Origin of the sequence: Cryobacterium sp. BB307, assembly GCF_012274275.1 — a bacterium.
Classification (GTDB): Bacteria; Actinomycetota; Actinomycetes; order Actinomycetales; family Microbacteriaceae; genus Terrimesophilobacter.
In genome coordinates, this window is sequence record NZ_JAANZA010000002.1 from 566,568 (window position 1) to 582,087 (window position 15,520).

15 protein-coding genes and 1 tRNA gene are annotated in these 15,520 nt (G+C 66.1%); 10 read left to right on the forward strand and 6 right to left on the reverse strand.

What is annotated here, in order from left to right; genetic code table 11:
• Window positions 1–68 precede the first annotated feature (68 nt).
• Entirely contained in the window at window positions 69–734 is a 666-nt protein-coding gene (locus tag HGK58_RS10035; protein ID WP_168627438.1) for an alpha/beta hydrolase, read from the reverse strand.
• Window positions 731–1,471 carry an alpha/beta fold hydrolase gene (locus HGK58_RS10040; RefSeq protein ID WP_168627439.1) on the reverse strand — a complete coding sequence of 247 codons (741 nt, stop codon included), beginning with the start codon at window positions 1,469–1,471 and terminating at the stop codon, window positions 731–733. The genes HGK58_RS10035 and HGK58_RS10040 overlap by 4 nt, the downstream gene beginning before the upstream one ends.
• A gap of 123 nt (window positions 1,472–1,594) precedes the next feature.
• On the opposite strand from HGK58_RS10040, the gene HGK58_RS10045 reads away from it, so the two are divergent.
• The gene (locus HGK58_RS10045; RefSeq protein ID WP_168627440.1) at window positions 1,595–2,614 is read left to right on the forward strand and encodes an AAA family ATPase; all 1,020 of its coding nucleotides are present in this window, start codon (window positions 1,595–1,597) and stop codon (window positions 2,612–2,614) included.
• Between the two features lie 41 nt (window positions 2,615–2,655).
• Window positions 2,656–2,901: a hypothetical protein gene (locus tag HGK58_RS10050; RefSeq protein WP_168627441.1), complete on the forward strand. Its 246-nt coding sequence runs from the start codon at window positions 2,656–2,658 to the stop codon at window positions 2,899–2,901.
• Here the strand turns inward: HGK58_RS10050 and HGK58_RS10055 are convergent.
• Window positions 2,842–3,201, reverse strand: a complete 360-nt coding sequence (locus HGK58_RS10055; protein ID WP_168627442.1) for a hypothetical protein — start codon at window positions 3,199–3,201, stop codon at window positions 2,842–2,844. The genes HGK58_RS10050 and HGK58_RS10055 overlap by 60 nt on opposite strands.
• Before the next feature lie 675 nt (window positions 3,202–3,876).
• Between HGK58_RS10055 and HGK58_RS10060 the strand changes: the two genes are divergently transcribed.
• Entirely contained in the window at window positions 3,877–4,359 is a 483-nt protein-coding gene (locus HGK58_RS10060) for a hypothetical protein (RefSeq protein ID WP_168627443.1), read from the forward strand.
• 754 nt (window positions 4,360–5,113) lie between these two features.
• Here the strand turns inward: HGK58_RS10060 and HGK58_RS10065 are convergent.
• Window positions 5,114–5,329, reverse strand: coding sequence for a hypothetical protein (locus tag HGK58_RS10065; protein ID WP_168627444.1), 216 nt, complete (start codon window positions 5,327–5,329; stop codon window positions 5,114–5,116).
• 529 nt (window positions 5,330–5,858) lie between these two features.
• Window positions 5,859–5,931: transfer RNA gene (locus tag HGK58_RS10070), tRNA-Val, on the reverse strand.
• A 177-nt stretch (window positions 5,932–6,108) separates the two neighbouring features.
• Here HGK58_RS10070 and aceE point away from each other — a divergent pair.
• The 7 genes from aceE (at window position 6,109) to HGK58_RS10105 (ending at window position 14,944) form a co-directional block, all read left to right on the forward strand.
• Window positions 6,109–8,835: a pyruvate dehydrogenase (acetyl-transferring), homodimeric type gene (gene aceE, locus HGK58_RS10075; protein ID WP_168627445.1), complete on the forward strand. Its 2,727-nt coding sequence runs from the start codon at window positions 6,109–6,111 to the stop codon at window positions 8,833–8,835.
• Window positions 8,836–8,847: 12 nt separating this feature from the next.
• Window positions 8,848–10,041: a helix-turn-helix domain-containing protein gene (locus HGK58_RS10080; RefSeq protein ID WP_168627446.1), complete on the forward strand. Its 1,194-nt coding sequence runs from the start codon at window positions 8,848–8,850 to the stop codon at window positions 10,039–10,041.
• Between the two features lie 183 nt (window positions 10,042–10,224).
• Window positions 10,225–11,136, forward strand: a complete 912-nt coding sequence (locus HGK58_RS10085) for an ACP S-malonyltransferase (RefSeq protein ID WP_168627447.1) — start codon at window positions 10,225–10,227, stop codon at window positions 11,134–11,136.
• The gene (locus HGK58_RS10090; RefSeq protein WP_168627448.1) at window positions 11,133–12,134 is read left to right on the forward strand and encodes a beta-ketoacyl-ACP synthase III; all 1,002 of its coding nucleotides are present in this window, start codon (window positions 11,133–11,135) and stop codon (window positions 12,132–12,134) included. Before HGK58_RS10085 ends, HGK58_RS10090 begins: the two co-directional genes overlap by 4 nt.
• A 37-nt stretch (window positions 12,135–12,171) precedes the next feature.
• Window positions 12,172–12,420: an acyl carrier protein gene (locus HGK58_RS10095; RefSeq protein ID WP_168627449.1), complete on the forward strand. Its 249-nt coding sequence runs from the start codon at window positions 12,172–12,174 to the stop codon at window positions 12,418–12,420.
• 86 nt (window positions 12,421–12,506) lie between these two features.
• Complete coding sequence (locus HGK58_RS10100; protein WP_168627450.1) at window positions 12,507–13,745, forward strand: beta-ketoacyl-[acyl-carrier-protein] synthase family protein; 1,239 nt, start codon at window positions 12,507–12,509, stop codon at window positions 13,743–13,745.
• A gap of 8 nt (window positions 13,746–13,753) precedes the next feature.
• Window positions 13,754–14,944 carry a glycosyltransferase family 4 protein gene (locus HGK58_RS10105; protein ID WP_168627451.1) on the forward strand — a complete coding sequence of 397 codons (1,191 nt, stop codon included), beginning with the start codon at window positions 13,754–13,756 and terminating at the stop codon, window positions 14,942–14,944.
• A gap of 70 nt (window positions 14,945–15,014) precedes the next feature.
• Here the strand turns inward: HGK58_RS10105 and HGK58_RS10110 are convergent, their stop codons facing one another.
• Window positions 15,015–15,518 (reverse strand): DUF3145 domain-containing protein, encoded by a 504-nt coding sequence (locus tag HGK58_RS10110; protein WP_349236194.1) that lies wholly within the window; start codon window positions 15,516–15,518, stop codon window positions 15,015–15,017.
• Window positions 15,519–15,520: the final 2 nt, after the last annotated feature.

Here is a 15,520-nt window from a genome sequence, read left to right on the forward strand (position 1 = left end):
GCCGTGGGTCCCCATGCTAGCAGCGGACTCTCAGGCGCGGAATGACCCCTCAGGGGGGTACGCGTTCGTCATGCGAGAGCCGCCGAAACCACGCTCAGCATCTCGGGCGAACCGATCGGCCGGAAGTGTCCCGCCATCGGCAGCCGCACGTTGGTCGCCCCTGGCAGTTCGCTGCCGCCGGGGATGTGCGGGTCGAATTCGGCATAGATAGAGGTGATGCGAGAGTTGATCTCCAAGTTCTCCGCGAGCATCGTGAGGGTCTTGTCGCGGGGTGAGAACTGTCGTAAGGTGCGGCTGGGCGTCCGGAGTGCGTACCGCGAGCCGCTGAACGGCGTGCTAATGGCCACCAGCCGGTCGATCCGCCCGTCGCGGTCATCGATCATCATCATGTGCTTGCCGATCAGGCCGCCCTTGCTGTGGGCGACGATCGACACGTCTCGTAGGTCGTGCAGGTCGACGTAGGCCTGGGCAACCGCTGCCATTTTGGCGACCGGGCCGCGGTTGTAGCCGAGGTCGTCGATGACGTGGATCGGATGCCCCAGCCTGTGAAGTTCGTCGGCGAGGGGGCGCAGGAACGTCCAGGTCTCGTACACGCCGGGGAGCAGCAGCACGGGCGAGCGGTCGCCGCCGCCGTAGCCGGCCGCTTCGCCGCGGACCACAGCATGCCGAAGCTGCCACCAGCCGACGTACACGTAGTCGAGGAACCAGGAAACGCCGCGGCGCAGCCAGTTCATCGCGAATGGTCCGCGATCAGCGCGGCAACCCTGACCGGATCGGTGAACATCACGACGTGCGGTCCCTTGACTTCGACGAATGAGCCATCCGGGATCGTGTTCGCCACCCGCAGCGACCAGCCGTCGCCCGCGATCGGATCCCGGTCGCCGGCGATAACGAGGGTCTTCGCGCGGATGTCGCCGAGGCGGTCCTCGATGCGGTCGTCGAGCAGCTTGGGCAATTGGCGGAGGTAGTACGGGATGCCGCAACGGAAGAGGTAATCGACCATGACGACAAGATTGCTGTGGGCAGGCTCGCGCAGCATGTCCTTGAACAGGGCGAAGGATGCTCTCGGCACGGTGCGCAGGTGCGGCGCCATCGTTGTGCCCATGAGTACGAGCCGGTCGGTCAGTGTGGGATCGTCGACGGCGAGCTGCGTGACGATCTGGGTGCCCATCGAATGGCCGACGAGCACCGGATTGACCAGGCCGAGCTCGCGTACGAGCTCGGAAATTACCGCGCCGTGGTCGGCGAGTTCGACGTCACGGCGCGGATCCGGTGCCGTGCCATACCCGGGCAGGTCAACCGAGTAGACGGTGCCGTGCTTCGAGAGTTCCTTGGCCATCGGGCCGAAGTACCGCGACGAAACGCCGATTCCGTGAACCAGCACGAACGGCCGGACGTTCGGCGGTCCCTTGATGACGTGCAGATCCACGTCGAGTCCAGCGAGCTGTCGGTGCCGTCTGGTGCGAGCCATCCGGTCAGTGTAGGTACCGCAACTGAATCATGTCCCCGCTAGTCTGCGGTCATGGCTGATCGCGCGCAGGATTTCGTCGACACCTTTCGGCTGTTCCTTGAGGAGGTGGTCCAGCATTAGCGGATGCGACCGGCCGTCCTGACACCGATCGGAGTCACGGTCGAGGAACACCTGGGCGCCCCAGTGCGGGACCTGCCGCTTGTGAGCGAAGCGATCCCGCCGCACCGTCTGGTCGACGCTGACGTCGCACTCGATCACCTGACGGACTCCCCCGGCTCCGGACTGTTCGGCTGCAGCGGCGGCCAGCAGCGCTACGTCGAGGACTTCCCGCAACTGCTGCAGCACCCGCATGTGGCGTTCGCGCCGGCGCCGGTCGACTACGTGACGGTCGATACCGGCCCGGACAGCCAGCGCCGCGTGGTGGCGTTCGGCATCCGCCTCGTAGTGTTTGAGGGCAAGCCGGTCGCGGTGCTGCAGCGGGCAGCCGCACCACAGTTCGGGCGTGCGACCGCGAGCCTTGACGTGCTTTCCCCGGACGCCGACCTCAGTGGTCGCCTGCTTGCTGAGGTGCGTCGCCTGATGCTCACCCACAGTGTGCTGCGCGGCAAGGTGCTGACGTTCACGGGCGACGAGTACGCGCACCAGGCCGCCGGCGCAACATTCGTGCCGCGTCCGGCCGTGTCGGCAGAGGATGTCGTGCTCCGCCCCGGCGTGCTCGAGCAGATCACGGGGCACGTCGTCGACATCGGCAACCAGCGCGTGAAGTTGGCGGATGCCGGTCAACATCTCAAGCGTGGCGTGCTGCTGTATGGCCCGCCCGGAACCGGCAAGACGCTGACCGTTCGACACCTGCTCGCCTCCACTCCCGATGTGACCGCAGTGCTGCTCACGGGCACGAGCATCCGCTTCATCACCGAGGCTGCCGAACTCGCTCGTGCGATGCAGCCGGCGATCGTCGTGCTGGAGTCGATCTCGTCGCGCACGAGCGCGGCATGCACGGCGGTCCGCAACCGCTGCTCTTTGCGGTGCTTGATGCGCTCGACGGGCTGGACGGTGACGCTGATGTCGCGTTCATCCTCACCACGAACCGGGCGGACCTGCTCGAGCCGGCGCTCGCTGCGCGACCCGGCAGGGTTGACCTAGCGGTCGAGATTCCGCTGCCAGATGCGGATGCTCGGCGCCGCATGTTTGCGCTCTACGCTTCGGGGCTCGGGTTGTCGGAAGCGGCGGTGCAGGAGGCCGCGGACCGCTCGGAGGGTGTGACAGGTTCGTTCGCGAAGGAGCTCATGCGGCGTGCGGTACTGCGGGCGGCCAGGAACGATCGTGCGGTGGCGGATGCAGACCTTGCCGCTGCGCTGGACGACCTGCTCTCATCCGGAGCGACGCTCACGCGCACCCTGCTCGGTGTCGGTGGTGGCGACCAGGCGTGACACGAGGAGGATCACGGCGCCAGTCGCCACGGCCACCAGCCCACCGAGGGCAAAGTAGGGCGTGATCTGGTCTCCATAGGGGATCAACTGCGGCGTCGCGTGACCAACGGCGCTCGACACCAACCCGACCGGGATGTAGCTGGTTGCCCCGATCCCGCCGAGCACTACCAGAGCGAGGCCAACTTGATCGTGCACAGCCGCCTGGAGTCGTCCTGCTAGAGCCGCGACCCCGATCGAACCGATCGCCCAGATCCCGCCCGCCAAGATGGCGGCAGTCAGCGGCGCGGATTGCTGGGACATAGCAGCGTACGCGGTCCCGAGGTCGGGCGAAACAGTCTGGGAGCCAGGACGAAGCTCGCGAACGCCAGGACCGCGACGAGCACAACTCCAAGCAGCAGCAGCCGAGGCGGTTGCTCCTTCTTGATTGCAGCCGGGTCCATGCCTCAGTCTTGCATGGGACCGAGCATTCGTCGTGGTGGGCCCTGCCGGGATCGAACCGACGACATCCACGGTGTAAACGTGTTGGCAATGGGAATCCCTTGCATGGAATGTTGCGATTTCTCAATGAATTCAAGGGTAGGCGGGTCAGCCCGTTCCAGTAATTCGCCGCAATTTGCGGACGTTTGTGAAGGTCTACCGGCACCTCACCGGCACGCATCGCGTCCGACAATCAGGACCCCTTGTAGTCCAGCCATCCGAGAAACTGTGCCAGAGGTCAGACCAGGGCCGTGGGCCGCTTGGATTGCAGACCGTGCCGAAGATGCGGCATCGTTGAATGGATGTCAGGATGGGCACATCATGAGGGCCCCACGGACCACAGTCGCTTCGCTCATCGCCTTGGTACTTGTCGCGTCAATGACGGCCTGCACTCGCAGTGCCAGTTCCGGCGCTGCATACTCGGCGCCCAGTTGCTCACAGCTACTCACGTCCGCTGTAGCACACGAGCGATCTGGCAGTGGCGACATCGACTCAACATTGCAGGCGCTGAGTGACAACTGCTCGGATGAGTATGAGATCGCCGTCGACTACCTCGCGCACTCCACTGATGGCCCGTTTAGCATCGACTCCTGCGACGAACTGATCGGCTATGGAGTCAGGGCAGAGTCCGTCGAGTTGCTCGAACAAGACCGACGGTGCAGTTTCGGGCAAGGCGAGGCAGCCGTCGGCTCAGGGTGGCCAGAAGGTGGCCTTGGATGGGACAAGGCACGGGAGCATTCAGGAACGATGCAACGGGTGTGCGGCCCTCTCATGAGCGCCAGAGAAACATCCGACGGCACCTTCGTAAACGTGGGCCAGGACTATCCCTCCGCTGACCGATTTACGTTCATTTTCTGGGACGTCTATCTCGAGCCGATCGGACCCGACGCTGTTGTTTGCGGGAGCGGCGAGATTTATCTCTACAACGGCGTCGCGCAAATGGAAATGTGGGACCCGCGCGCGCTCGAGATCTGGCGTTAGCCGAGGCGATCCGTGAAATTGGCCCTTGGAAGGAAGTGCCGCAATGGTAATGCGGCAACTATCGCAATTGACGACGATAGATGGGCGAAGCGCCCCCAATGGCGTGGAGTTCGATGAGGCAGAATGTGATCGCCTGTTTGGTAGGACCGGGTTCCATAGTCCCAGCCGTGCTATGACCTTATTTGAGCAGGCCAAGGCGGCTGGCTATGACATCGCGGATGTCGATGAGCGATTCTCCTGAGAGCGCCTTCGTTATTGAGACCGGGAAAAGCGACGACTCTGCGACGAAGGGCGTGGAAGCCACGGCGTTAGTCACCGCACAACGGGCGCACTGTCATGTTAGGCCGAACGCGACGCCATTCAAGTGCAGTGCGACGGCAAGGACGATCAGCATGACGAGAGTGCCAACGAGTGGGGCCCAAAAACGATGGAGTTCTCGTGCGTCCAAGTACCAGACGCTCCACAGTACGCAAGCAAGCACTACCAATGCCGCAACCCAAACCGAGATGAGCGTCCAGTATGCAAGTGCGTAATCGCAGCGGACTGGCCCGCCGCAATGGGCAACACTGAGATGATCGAAATAGACGAAAAATGCTATTCCGCCCGAAACGATCACGTGCACTACTAGTAGGAGCACGCTGGCTATTTGGTCGATCGGGCGATCGTCGGTACTCGGATTGTCCAGGCTGGAATGCATCACTCTCCCCCTCCGATTGGGCACCCGGGCTTCGCGGTCGCTCGGACTGACCGCGGGCTAGCCCCAGATGATCGGGTTGATCGGTGTCCCGTCCGCTTCGCATGCGCGGCTCACCGATGCAACATCTTCGAAGTACCGGTCGTGCTGGAGGAACAGCATGTGAACCTTGCCCGGTAGGTTCTCAACCAGCGTGCCGATGCGCTCTTTCACGTCTCCGGTGCCGCGGAGAGCTGCTTCATCGAAGCGTCCGCGCATGCCGTTCATGGTTTCCATGAACTCCTCTGAGTTCGTCGAGTCGGAGCCTTCGACCATCCGTTTCGCGAGATCGCGGGTAGTTGTCTCGAACGCATCACATGATTCCGCGTTGGGCAGCGGTTCCTCGGCGGGCCCAGGCTCCTCCGTGGCGCTAGCGCTGCACCCAGTGAGCAACACGGCGGTGATGAGCAAGAATCCGCTTAGTCGCTTCATGCCTGCATCCTAGAGCGGAACTCCACATAACCGAGGAACCAACATGATCCGACTCGCGTCCCGGCACGGACAGGGGCACGGGCCATCCGGCGGGGCGCAACGACCGTCTGCGTCACCCCGGACAGCGCGTCGAGCGCATGAGCCGCATGATGTGGCGATTCATAGGGGGTGTTTTGCACGCACACCTCTAGGCGCGGTGGTCGACGGAAAACGGCGGCTCCGACGCGACGGATCTTGGATTCTCACCGGCACCTGACCGGCACGAGCGAGCTGCGGCTGCGCGAAACGAGGGCTATGCATTGTGGAAGCCCCGGATTATCAGGGGTTTTGACGGTGGGCCCTGCCGGGATCGAACCGACGACATCCACGGTGTAAACGTGGCGCTCTACCAGCTGAGCTAAAGGCCCTCACCCACGAGTGGGCTCCCCCATGTTACGACAGCGGCAGCGCGGACACGTCGATGCCACGAATCGCGGCTGACGGTGCGTCAGAACTAGACTCGAACGGCATCCCGAAGCGGCAACCGCCACCAGTTGGTTGACGCGCGCAACGATGCGATCTGTCTCAACAAGGAAGAGGTCACAGTGACGGTCAACGATCAGGACCCGTACTCGATGCACCACGTGGATGCTGATCCCGAAGAAACCGCCGAATGGCAGGAATCGCTGGATGCCGTCGCCGCGACCCACGGTCGTGAGCGTGCCCGCGAAATCATGCTGAGCCTGCTCAAGCGGTCCAAGGAGCTTCAGCTCGGTGTGCCGATGGTCCCGACCACCGACTACATCAACACCATCGCCCCCGAGAACGAGGCGAACTTCCCCGGCGACGAGGAGATCGAGCGCCGCTACCGCGCCTGGATCCGCTGGAACGCCGCGATCACCGTGCACCGGGCACAGCGGCCCGGCATCTCGGTCGGCGGGCACATCTCGACCTACGCCTCATCCGCCACCCTCTACGAGGTTGGCTACAACCACTTCTTCAAGGGCAAGGACAACCCCGGCGGCGGCGATCAGATCTACTTCCAGGGACACGCCTCCCCCGGCATGTACGCGCGTGCGTTCCTTGAGGGCCGGCTCAGCGCCGACCAGCTCGACGGCTTCCGCCAGGAGAAGTCGCACCACTCCGGAGGCATCCCCTCCTACCCCCACCCGCACCTCATGCCCGAGTTCTGGGAGTTCCCGACCGTGTCGATGGGTCTCGGCCCACTCAACGCGATCTGGCAGGCGGAGACCAACCGGTACCTGCACAACCGCGGCATCAAGGACACCTCCGCGAGCCACGTCTGGGCATTCCTCGGCGACGGCGAGATGGACGAGGTTGAGAGCCGCGGTGCCCTGCAGTGGGCTGCCAACCACAACCTCGACAACCTGACCTTTGTCGTCAACTGCAACCTGCAGCGCCTCGACGGTCCGGTCCGAGGCAACGGCAAGGTCGTGCAGGAACTGGAGAGCTTCTTCCGCGGCGCCGGCTGGAACGTCATCAAGGTGCTGTGGGGCCGCGAGTGGGACTCGCTGCTCGAACGCGACGACGACGGCGCGCTCGTCAACCTGATGAACGTGACGCCGGATGGCGACTACCAGACCTACAAGGCCGAGAGCGGCGCGTACGTGCGCGAGAACTTCTTCGGCCGCGACCCGCGCACCGCTGAGCTCGTCAAGGACTACACCGACGACGAGATCTGGGGCCTCAAGCGCGGTGGCCACGACTACCGCAAGGTGTACGCCGCCTACAAGGCCGCCATTGAGCACAAGGGCAAGCCGACGGTCATCCTCGCCAAGACGGTGAAGGGCTACGGTCTGGGCGCATCCTTCGAGGGCCGCAACGCAACCCACCAGATGAAGAAGCTCACCCTCGACAACCTGAAGCAGTTCCGCGACGCGATGCGCATCCCGATCACGGATGCCCAGCTTGAGGAGAACCCGTACGTCCCGCCGTTCTACCACCCCGGCCAGAACGACGAGGCGATCGAGTACCTGCAGCAGCGTCGCCGCGAGCTCGGCGGCTATGTGCCCGAGCGGCGCACCAAGTACACGCAGATTCAGGTCCCTGATGCCAGCGCGTACGACGTCGTGAAGCGCGGCTCCGGCAAACAGGAGATCGCCACGACCATGGCGTTCGCCCGCCTGCTGAAGGACCTGCTGCGCGCAGAGGGCTTCGGCCACCGCATCGTGCCCATCATCCCGGATGAGGCGCGCACGTTCGGAATGGACGCCTACTTCCCGACGGCGAAGATCTACAACCCGAACGGCATGAACTACACGTCGGTCGACCGGGAGCTGCTGCTCGCCTACAAGGAGAGCGAGCAGGGGCAGATCCTGCACGTCGGCATCAACGAGGCGGGCGCGATCTCCGCGTTCACCGCGACCGGCAGCTCGTACTCGACGCACGGTGAAGCGCTCATCCCGGTGTATGTCTTCTACTCGATGTTCGGGTTCCAGCGCACCGGCGACGGAATCTGGGCGGCCGCCGACCAGATGGCGCGCGGGTTCATGATCGGCGCGACCGCGGGTCGCACCACCCTCACCGGTGAAGGCCTGCAGCACGCCGACGGCCACTCGCCATTGCTCGCCGCGACGAACCCGTCGGTTGTCGCCTACGACCCCGCTTACGGGTACGAGCTCGGCCACATCGTGAAGTCCGGCATCGAGCGCATGTACGGCGGCACGCATCCGCACCCCGACGTCATGTACTACATCACCGTCTACAACGAGCCGATGGTTCAGCCGGCCGAGCCGGAGGGCCTCGACACCGAGGGGCTGCTCAAGGGCATCTACCTGCTGAAGCCGGCGACCGCCGGCCTGGCGCGGGTGCAGCTCATGGCATCCGGTGTCGCGGTGCCCTGGGCGCTCGAGGCGCAGGAGCTGCTCGCCAAGGACTGGAACATCGCGGCCGACGTCTGGTCGGTCACCTCCTGGTCGGAGCTTCGGCGCGACGGCCTGGACGCGAACGAGTACAACTTCCTGCACCCGAACGAGCAGAAGCGCACCCCGTACCTGACCGAGAAGCTCAGCAGCGCGCAGGGGCCGTTCGTCGCGGTGACCGACTACGCGCACGCGGTGCCGGATCAGGTGCGCCAGTTCGTGCCCGGCCACTATTCGACGCTCGGTGCTGATGACTTCGGGTTCTCGGACACGCGTCCGGCCGCACGTCGGCACTTCAAGATCGACGGTCCGTCGGTGGTCGTCAAGGCGCTGCAGTCGCTCGTCGCGCAGGGTCAGCTCGACCCGGCCGTGCCGCAGTGGGCGATCGACAAGTACGAGCTGCACAACGTCAACGCTGGAACGTCCGGCTCCGCCGGCGGGGAAAGCTAGACCGCGCCGCTCATGCCTGAGGCCGCGACGAAGAAGCAGACCCTCGCCTGGTTGAAAACAGTGTCAGGCGAGCTGGCCACTGCGACCCTGAAGCGCCTCGACGACACGCTGCCCTGGTATCGCGAGATGCCGCCGGGGCGACGGTCCGCTGTCGGACTCGTCGCCCAGGCGGGCATCACCTCGTTCATGCAGTGGTACGACGATCCGAGCTCGACGCCGTGGATCGCCGCCGACGTGTTCGGCGCTGCGCCGCGTGAACTGCTGCGCTCGGTGAGCCTCACCCAGACGCTGCAGCTCATCAAGGTCACCGTCGAGGTGGTCGAGGAGCGGGTTAAAGGGCGTGATGAGTCGCTGCGCGAGGCGATCCTGCTGTACTCGCGGGAGATCGCCTTCGGGGCGGCGGATGTCTACGCGCGGGCCGCTGAGGCGCGCGGGCTCTGGGACGCCCGGCTCGAGGCGCTGGTCGTCGACAGCATCCTGAGCGGCGAGTACGACGACGAGCTGCCGTCCCGCATCGCGGCGCTCGGCTGGCACGGACATGGAGAGGTGTCGGTGCTGGTCGGCACCGCACCGAAGATGCTCGACGTCGACATGCTGCGGCGCACCGCGCGGCACCAGGACGCTGATGTGCTGATCGGCGTGCAGGGTTCGCGGCTCGTGCTGGTGATCGGGCGGGCGCAGCCGGCATCCGTTAACGAGGACGAGGGCACCGCTCCCCCGAAACCGTTCCTCGACATCGCGATGGAGCTCGAACCCGGGTTCGGCGACGGCTTCCTGGTGCTTGGTCACGAGGTGCCCAGCCTGGTCGATGCGTCGAAGAGCGCGAAGGCCGCGCTGGCCGGATTCGCGGTCGCCCGGTCGTGGCGGAATGCGCCGCGACCGACTCTCGCCGATGATCTGCTGCCCGAGCGAGCGCTCGCGGGCGACCCGCTGGCGCGCGCGACGCTCATCACGCGGATCTACCGGCCGCTGCAGGCTCACTCGACCGAGCTGCTGTCGACGCTGTGGAGCTACCTCGACAACGGCCGCTCGCTCGAGGCGACGGCGCGCGAGCTGTTCGTGCACCCCAACACCGTGCGGTACCGGCTGAAGCGCGTGTCCGAGGTGATCGGCTACGACGCGACCGGTGCGCGGGAGTCGCTCATCCTGCAGGCGGCACTCATTGTCGGCTCGATCGCCGAGCACGACACCCCCCGCCGCCGCTGACCGCACTCCCCGCAGGCTGGCCGCCCGTAGTGCCCTCTCCTGCACAACAAGTGGGTGGCGCCGTTTCAGGCATGGTGCCGTGTCGGCGGACCGTAGCCGATTAGCGGGCACGCACAAGGGTTCCGGATATTGTTGGTCGGGTCTCGACAGAGGAAATCGAAAGCGGATTGGAATACTAAAACAGTGATCGTCATCGTCTGCCCCGGCCAGGGCTCCCAGACTCCCGGATTCCTCCAGCCTTGGCTCGAGCAGCCGGGCTACGCCGAGCATCTGGCGACCCTGTCCGAAGCATCCGGCATCGACCTGGCCAAGCACGGCACCGAGTCCGACGCCGAAACCATCCGCGACACCGCCATCGCGCAGCCGCTGATCGTCGCGGCGGGCCTCCTCACCCTCCGCACGCTGCTCGACGGACGCGGCGACGGCATCGGCGTCGCCGGCCACTCGGTCGGCGAGTTCACCGCGGCCGCCGCCGCAGGCATCCTGAGCGAGACGGATGCGATCGCACTGGTCGCCGAGCGCGGGGCCGCCATGGCGGAAGCCGCCTCGCTCACTCCCACCGGCATGAGCGCGGTCATCGGCGCCGATGAGACCGCACTCCAGGAGCGCCTCGACGACCTCGGGCTGCAGGCCGCCAACTTCAACGGCGGCGGGCAGGTCGTGGTCGCCGGCGAACTCGACGCTCTCGAGCGGCTGAAGGCAGAACCGCCGCAGGGCGCGCGGGTCATCCCACTCCAGGTCGCCGGTGCATTCCACACGCGGCATATGTCGCCGGCAGTGCAGCGCCTGGAGCAGGCAGCGGCCGGCATAGAGGCCAGCAACCCGACCCGACCGATCTGGACCAACCGCGACGGAGGCCTCATCACAGACGGTGCCGAGTTCCTGAACCTGCTGGTCGGGCAGGTGCAGTCGCCCGTACGCTGGGACAGGACGATGGAGACATTCGCCGCAGATGGCGTGACCGGCATTATCGAGGTCGCACCGGCTGGCGCCCTGGTCGGGCTCGCGAAGCGCGGGCTCAAGGGTGTCCCCACCGTCGCGGTGAAGACCCCAGATGACCTGCCCGCCGCACTGAACATGATTGAGATGGCATGAGCCCCACCCTGAAGCAGTCCACCGGCCCCCAGTACACGCGCATCTACGGCTTCGGAGCCGCGCGCGGCGACCGGATCGTCCCGAATGAGGAGCTCATCGGGCCGATCGACTCGAGCGACGAGTGGATCCGCCAGCGCACCGGCATCATCACCCGCACGCGCGCATCCGAAGGCCTGCTCGCCATCGACCTGGCGACCGATGCTGCCAAGGAGGCCATCGAGGTCTCTGGCGTGCCCGCCGACCAGATCGACCTGGTGATCATCGCCACCATCAGCAACGTGCAGCAGACGCCGTCGATGGCCGCCGTCGTCGCCGACCGCGTCGGCGCCAACCCTGCCGCCGCCTACGACTCCAACGCGGCGTGCGCCGGCTACTCCTACGCTGTCGCACAGGCGGATGCCCTCATCCGGGCCGGAGCAGCGCACTACGCGCTGGTGATCGGCGCCGAGAAGCTGTCGGATGTCGTCGACCCCACCGACCGCTCGATCTCCTTCCTCCTCGGCGACGGCGCGGGCGCGGCCGTGATCGGCCCCTCAGACTTCCCGGCCATCTCCCCCGCGGTCTGGGGCTCTGACGGCTCGAAGGCTCACGCGGTCACCATGAACTCCACCCTGATCGACTACCGCGACGGCGACGCCAACTGGCCGACACTGCGCCAGGAGGGCCAGACCGTCTTCCGCTGGGCGGTGTGGGACATGGCCAAGGTCGCCAAGCAGGCGCTTGACGAGGCCGGGATCGAAGCATCCGACCTCGCCGCCTTCATCCCGCATCAGGCCAACATGCGCATCATCGACGAGTTCGCCAAGCAGCTGAAACTGCCGGAGAGCGTCATCATCGCGCGCGACATCGAGACGACCGGCAACACCTCCGCCGCCTCGATCCCGCTTGCCACCCACCGACTGCTGAAGGAGCACCCGGAGTTGAGCGGCGGCCTTGCCCTGCAGATCGGTTTCGGCGCGGGCCTCGTTTACGGCGCTCAGGTTGTCGTCCTGCCCTAAACTTGTCCCCGGTCATCAACACCCAAGGAGAATCACAATGGCATTGTCCACCGAAGAAGTACTTGCCGGCCTCGCCGAGCTGATCAACGACGAAACCGGCATCGCGACCGACACGGTCGAGATGGACAAGTCGTTCACCGACGACCTCGACATCGACTCGATCTCGATGATGACGATCGTCGTCAACGCCGAGGAGAAGTTCGACGTGAAGATCCCGGATGACGAGGTCAAGAACCTGAAGACCGTCGCCGACGCGGTCAACTTCATCGTCGCAGCGCAGAACTAGGGCACGCACGCACATTCGGACGGCCAGCCGTCGATAAGACGGCTGGCCGTATCCGTGCATCCCGACCTACCCAGCAGAGAGATGCCATGACTCCCAAAAAGATCGTCGTCACCGGTCTCGGCGCCGCCTCACCCCTCGGCGGCACCGTCACAGACTCGTGGAAGGCACTGCTCGCCGGCGAATCCGGTGCCAGCACCCTCGAACAGGAGTGGGTCGCCGACCTCCAACTCCCCGTGACGTTCGCCGCGCAGGCCAAGGTTGCTGCCGGTGACGTGCTCGAACGCGTCGAGCTGAAGCGCCTCGACCCTGGCAGCCAATTCGCCCTCATCGCCGGACGTGAGGCATGGGCGGATGCCGGTGCGCCCGAGGTCGCGCCCGAGCGGCTCGCCATCGACTGGTCGACTGGTATCGGCGGGGTCTGGACGCTTCTCGACGCGTGGGACACCCTGCGCGAGAAGGGCCCGCGACGGGTTCTCCCTATGACCGTGCCGATGCTCATGCCGAACGGGCCCGGAGCGGCGATCGGAATGGACCTGCACGCTCGCGCTGGCATCCGTACCGTCGTCTCTGCTTGTGCATCCAGCACCGAGGCGATCGCCAACGCGTACGAGCACCTTCAGGCGGGACTGGCGGATGTCGTCATCGCCGGCGGCTCCGAGGCCGCCATCCACCCGCTGCCGATCGCGGCATTCGCGAACATGCAGGCGCTGTCGAAGCGCAACGACTCCCCCGCAACCGCATCCCGCCCGTACGACGTCACGCGTGACGGTTTCGTGCTCGGTGAGGGCGCGGCCGCGATCGTCCTGGAGACCGAGGAGCACGCCAAGGCGCGCGGTGCGAAGATCTACGCCGAGCTCGCTGGGGGCGCCGTCACCAGCGACGCGTACCACATCACCGCGCCGGACCCGGAGGGGTCGGCTGCGGCTCGCGCGATGATCCGCGCGATCGAGCTGTCCGGGGCCACGCGGGAGCAGGTCGGGCACATCAACGCCCACGCGACGAGCACGCCCACCGGCGACATCGCCGAGTACAAGGCGCTCCTGCGCGTGTTCGGCGACAACCTGCCGAACATCGCAGTGTCGGCGACGAAGGCCTCAACCGGGCACCTGCTCGGTGGCGCCGGAGCCATCGAGGCGGTCTTCACGATCCTCGCACTGCACAACCGCATCCTGCCGCCGACGATCAACCTCACCGAGCAGGACCCCGAGATTCCGCTCGATGTGGTGACCGAACCGCGTCAGTTTCCGGATGGTGACCTGCTAGCCCTCAGCAACTCGTTCGGTTTCGGCGGTCACAACGCTGTCATCGCGTTCCGCAGCGTCTAGGCGACTCTTTGCGTATAGCGATCGTCAGCGACTACTTCCCGGATTTCGTCGGAGGGGCGCAGACCTCGATGCGTGAGCAGCGGCTCGCGCTGCAGGCTGCCGGCCACCACGTCGTGATGGTCAGCGCGGTGCGTGGCGGACCTGGTGGCCGATACCGCCGGACGGATGACGGCTTGCAGGTGAAGCCGAGCTTCACCCTGCCCGGCGTTCAGTTGCCGGTGATCCCCAACAACCCGCGCACGACCAAGGTCCTCGAGGAGTTCCTGCGGGAGCACAAGATCGATGTCGTGCACGTGCAGACCGAGTTCGGCCTCGCTCACGCGGCCGCGACCGTGGCTGCTCGGATGGGCATCCCCGTGGTGCACACCGTGCACACCTTCTACTGGGCGAGCGATGGGGGCTGGCACGCCCCGCTCGAGCCGCTCATCCGCGGCCTGCTGCGCCGGGTCATCCGGTGGGAGATTCCGCGGCAGCCGTTCACGCCGCGACCGGTCGACAACCTGCTGCGCAACCTGACCCTCTCAATGGCGAAGCGCGCGGATGTCGTGGTGTCGCCGTCCGCGCATCAGGCGAAGGACCTGCAGTCGGCGGGAGTCGCCGGGCCGGTGCGGGTCGTGCCTAACCCGGTCACGACCTCGCCTGCGCCGTCGCGACCGCTCGGTGAGGTTGCTGAGCCCCGATTCCTGTGGGTGGCGCGCTGCGACACGGTCAAGCGGCCGCTGGAGTTCGCGCAGGGCGCCCTCGACGCGCTGGAGCGCACGGGCGGTGGATTCAGCGTCGACTTCGTCGGTGACGGCACCGAACTGCCGGCGCTGAAGCGCCTGGTCGGCGATCGGCCGGAGGTCCGGGTGCACGGCGCGCTGCCCCACGACCGGGTGCTCGAGCTGATGGACGAGTCCAGCGCGGTCGTGCTGTCCTCCCTGGGGTTTGACAACCAGCCGATGACGATCGCCGAGGCGGTCAGCCGAGATCGTGGCGTACTGTACGCCGACCCGAAGCTCAAGGAAGGGCTGCAGGGCGCGGGCTACCTGGCGCACAGCGCGGACCCGGCCGGGTTCGCGGATGCGCTCGTGAAGCTCACCAAGGACCCGTCCATCTTGGTTCGGATGTCGAAGAATGCGGCAACCGATGCGGCGGAGTTCAGCGCGCAGACCTACGTGTCGCGCATCCTGATCGCCTACGTGGCCGCCAAGCGCTAGCGCTACCGGAGGCCGAGCTCGTCGAGACCCTGGGATCTCGACAGGCTCGATCACCGGAGCAGCGCGCTGGTCAGCCCACCTTGTGCAGCCAGACCACCTGGTTGTCGTCCGAGGCGTGGCGGAACGGCTCCAGCTCGTCATCCCACGCCTGACCGAGCGCGAGGCGCAGTTCGCGGTGCAATTCGAACGCATCCGAACCGGCGACCTCCATCGCGTACCTCACGCGATCCTCCGGAATCACGACGTTGCCGGCGCTGTCCGTCTGCGCGTAGAAGATGCCCAGGTCGGGCGTGTGCAGCCAGCGACCGCCATCCGCGCCCAGGCCTGGGTCCTCGGTCACCTCATAGCGCAGGTGCTCCCAGCCGCGAAGCGCGGAGGCGAGGCGAGCGCCGGTTCCCTGCGGACCCTCCCAGTAGTACTCGGCACGCATGGCGCCCTTGAGCACGGGCTGCCCAGCCCAGTTGAAGTTCACGGCGCGCTCGAGGGCACGACCAGCAGCCCACTCGATGTGCGGGCAAAGCGCTTTCGGCGAGGAGTGTACGTAGAGCACTCCCCGTGCTTGTGCAACAGCCACGA

Bases quoted from the DNA above. Each gene is read 5' to 3' on its own strand.
- HGK58_RS10080 (WP_168627446.1), top strand. From the start codon at position 8,848: ATGCCTGAGGCCGCGACGAAGAAGCAGACCCTCGCCTGGTTGAAAACA.
- HGK58_RS10045 (WP_168627440.1), top strand. From the start codon at position 1,595: ATGCGACCGGCCGTCCTGACACCGATCGGAGTCACGGTCGAGGAACAC.
- HGK58_RS10100 (WP_168627450.1), top strand. From the start codon at position 12,507: ATGACTCCCAAAAAGATCGTCGTCACCGGTCTCGGCGCCGCCTCACCC.
- HGK58_RS10055 (WP_168627442.1), bottom strand. From the start codon at position 3,201: ATGTCCCAGCAATCCGCGCCGCTGACTGCCGCCATCTTGGCGGGCGGG.
- HGK58_RS10065 (WP_168627444.1), bottom strand. From the start codon at position 5,329: ATGGAAACCATGAACGGCATGCGCGGACGCTTCGATGAAGCAGCTCTC.
- HGK58_RS10050 (WP_168627441.1), top strand. From the start codon at position 2,656: ATGTTTGCGCTCTACGCTTCGGGGCTCGGGTTGTCGGAAGCGGCGGTG.
- HGK58_RS10040 (WP_168627439.1), bottom strand. From the start codon at position 1,471: ATGGCTCGCACCAGACGGCACCGACAGCTCGCTGGACTCGACGTGGAT.
- HGK58_RS10035 (WP_168627438.1), bottom strand. From the start codon at position 734: ATGAACTGGCTGCGCCGCGGCGTTTCCTGGTTCCTCGACTACGTGTAC.
- HGK58_RS10090 (WP_168627448.1), top strand. From the start codon at position 11,133: ATGAGCCCCACCCTGAAGCAGTCCACCGGCCCCCAGTACACGCGCATC.
- HGK58_RS10095 (WP_168627449.1), top strand. From the start codon at position 12,172: ATGGCATTGTCCACCGAAGAAGTACTTGCCGGCCTCGCCGAGCTGATC.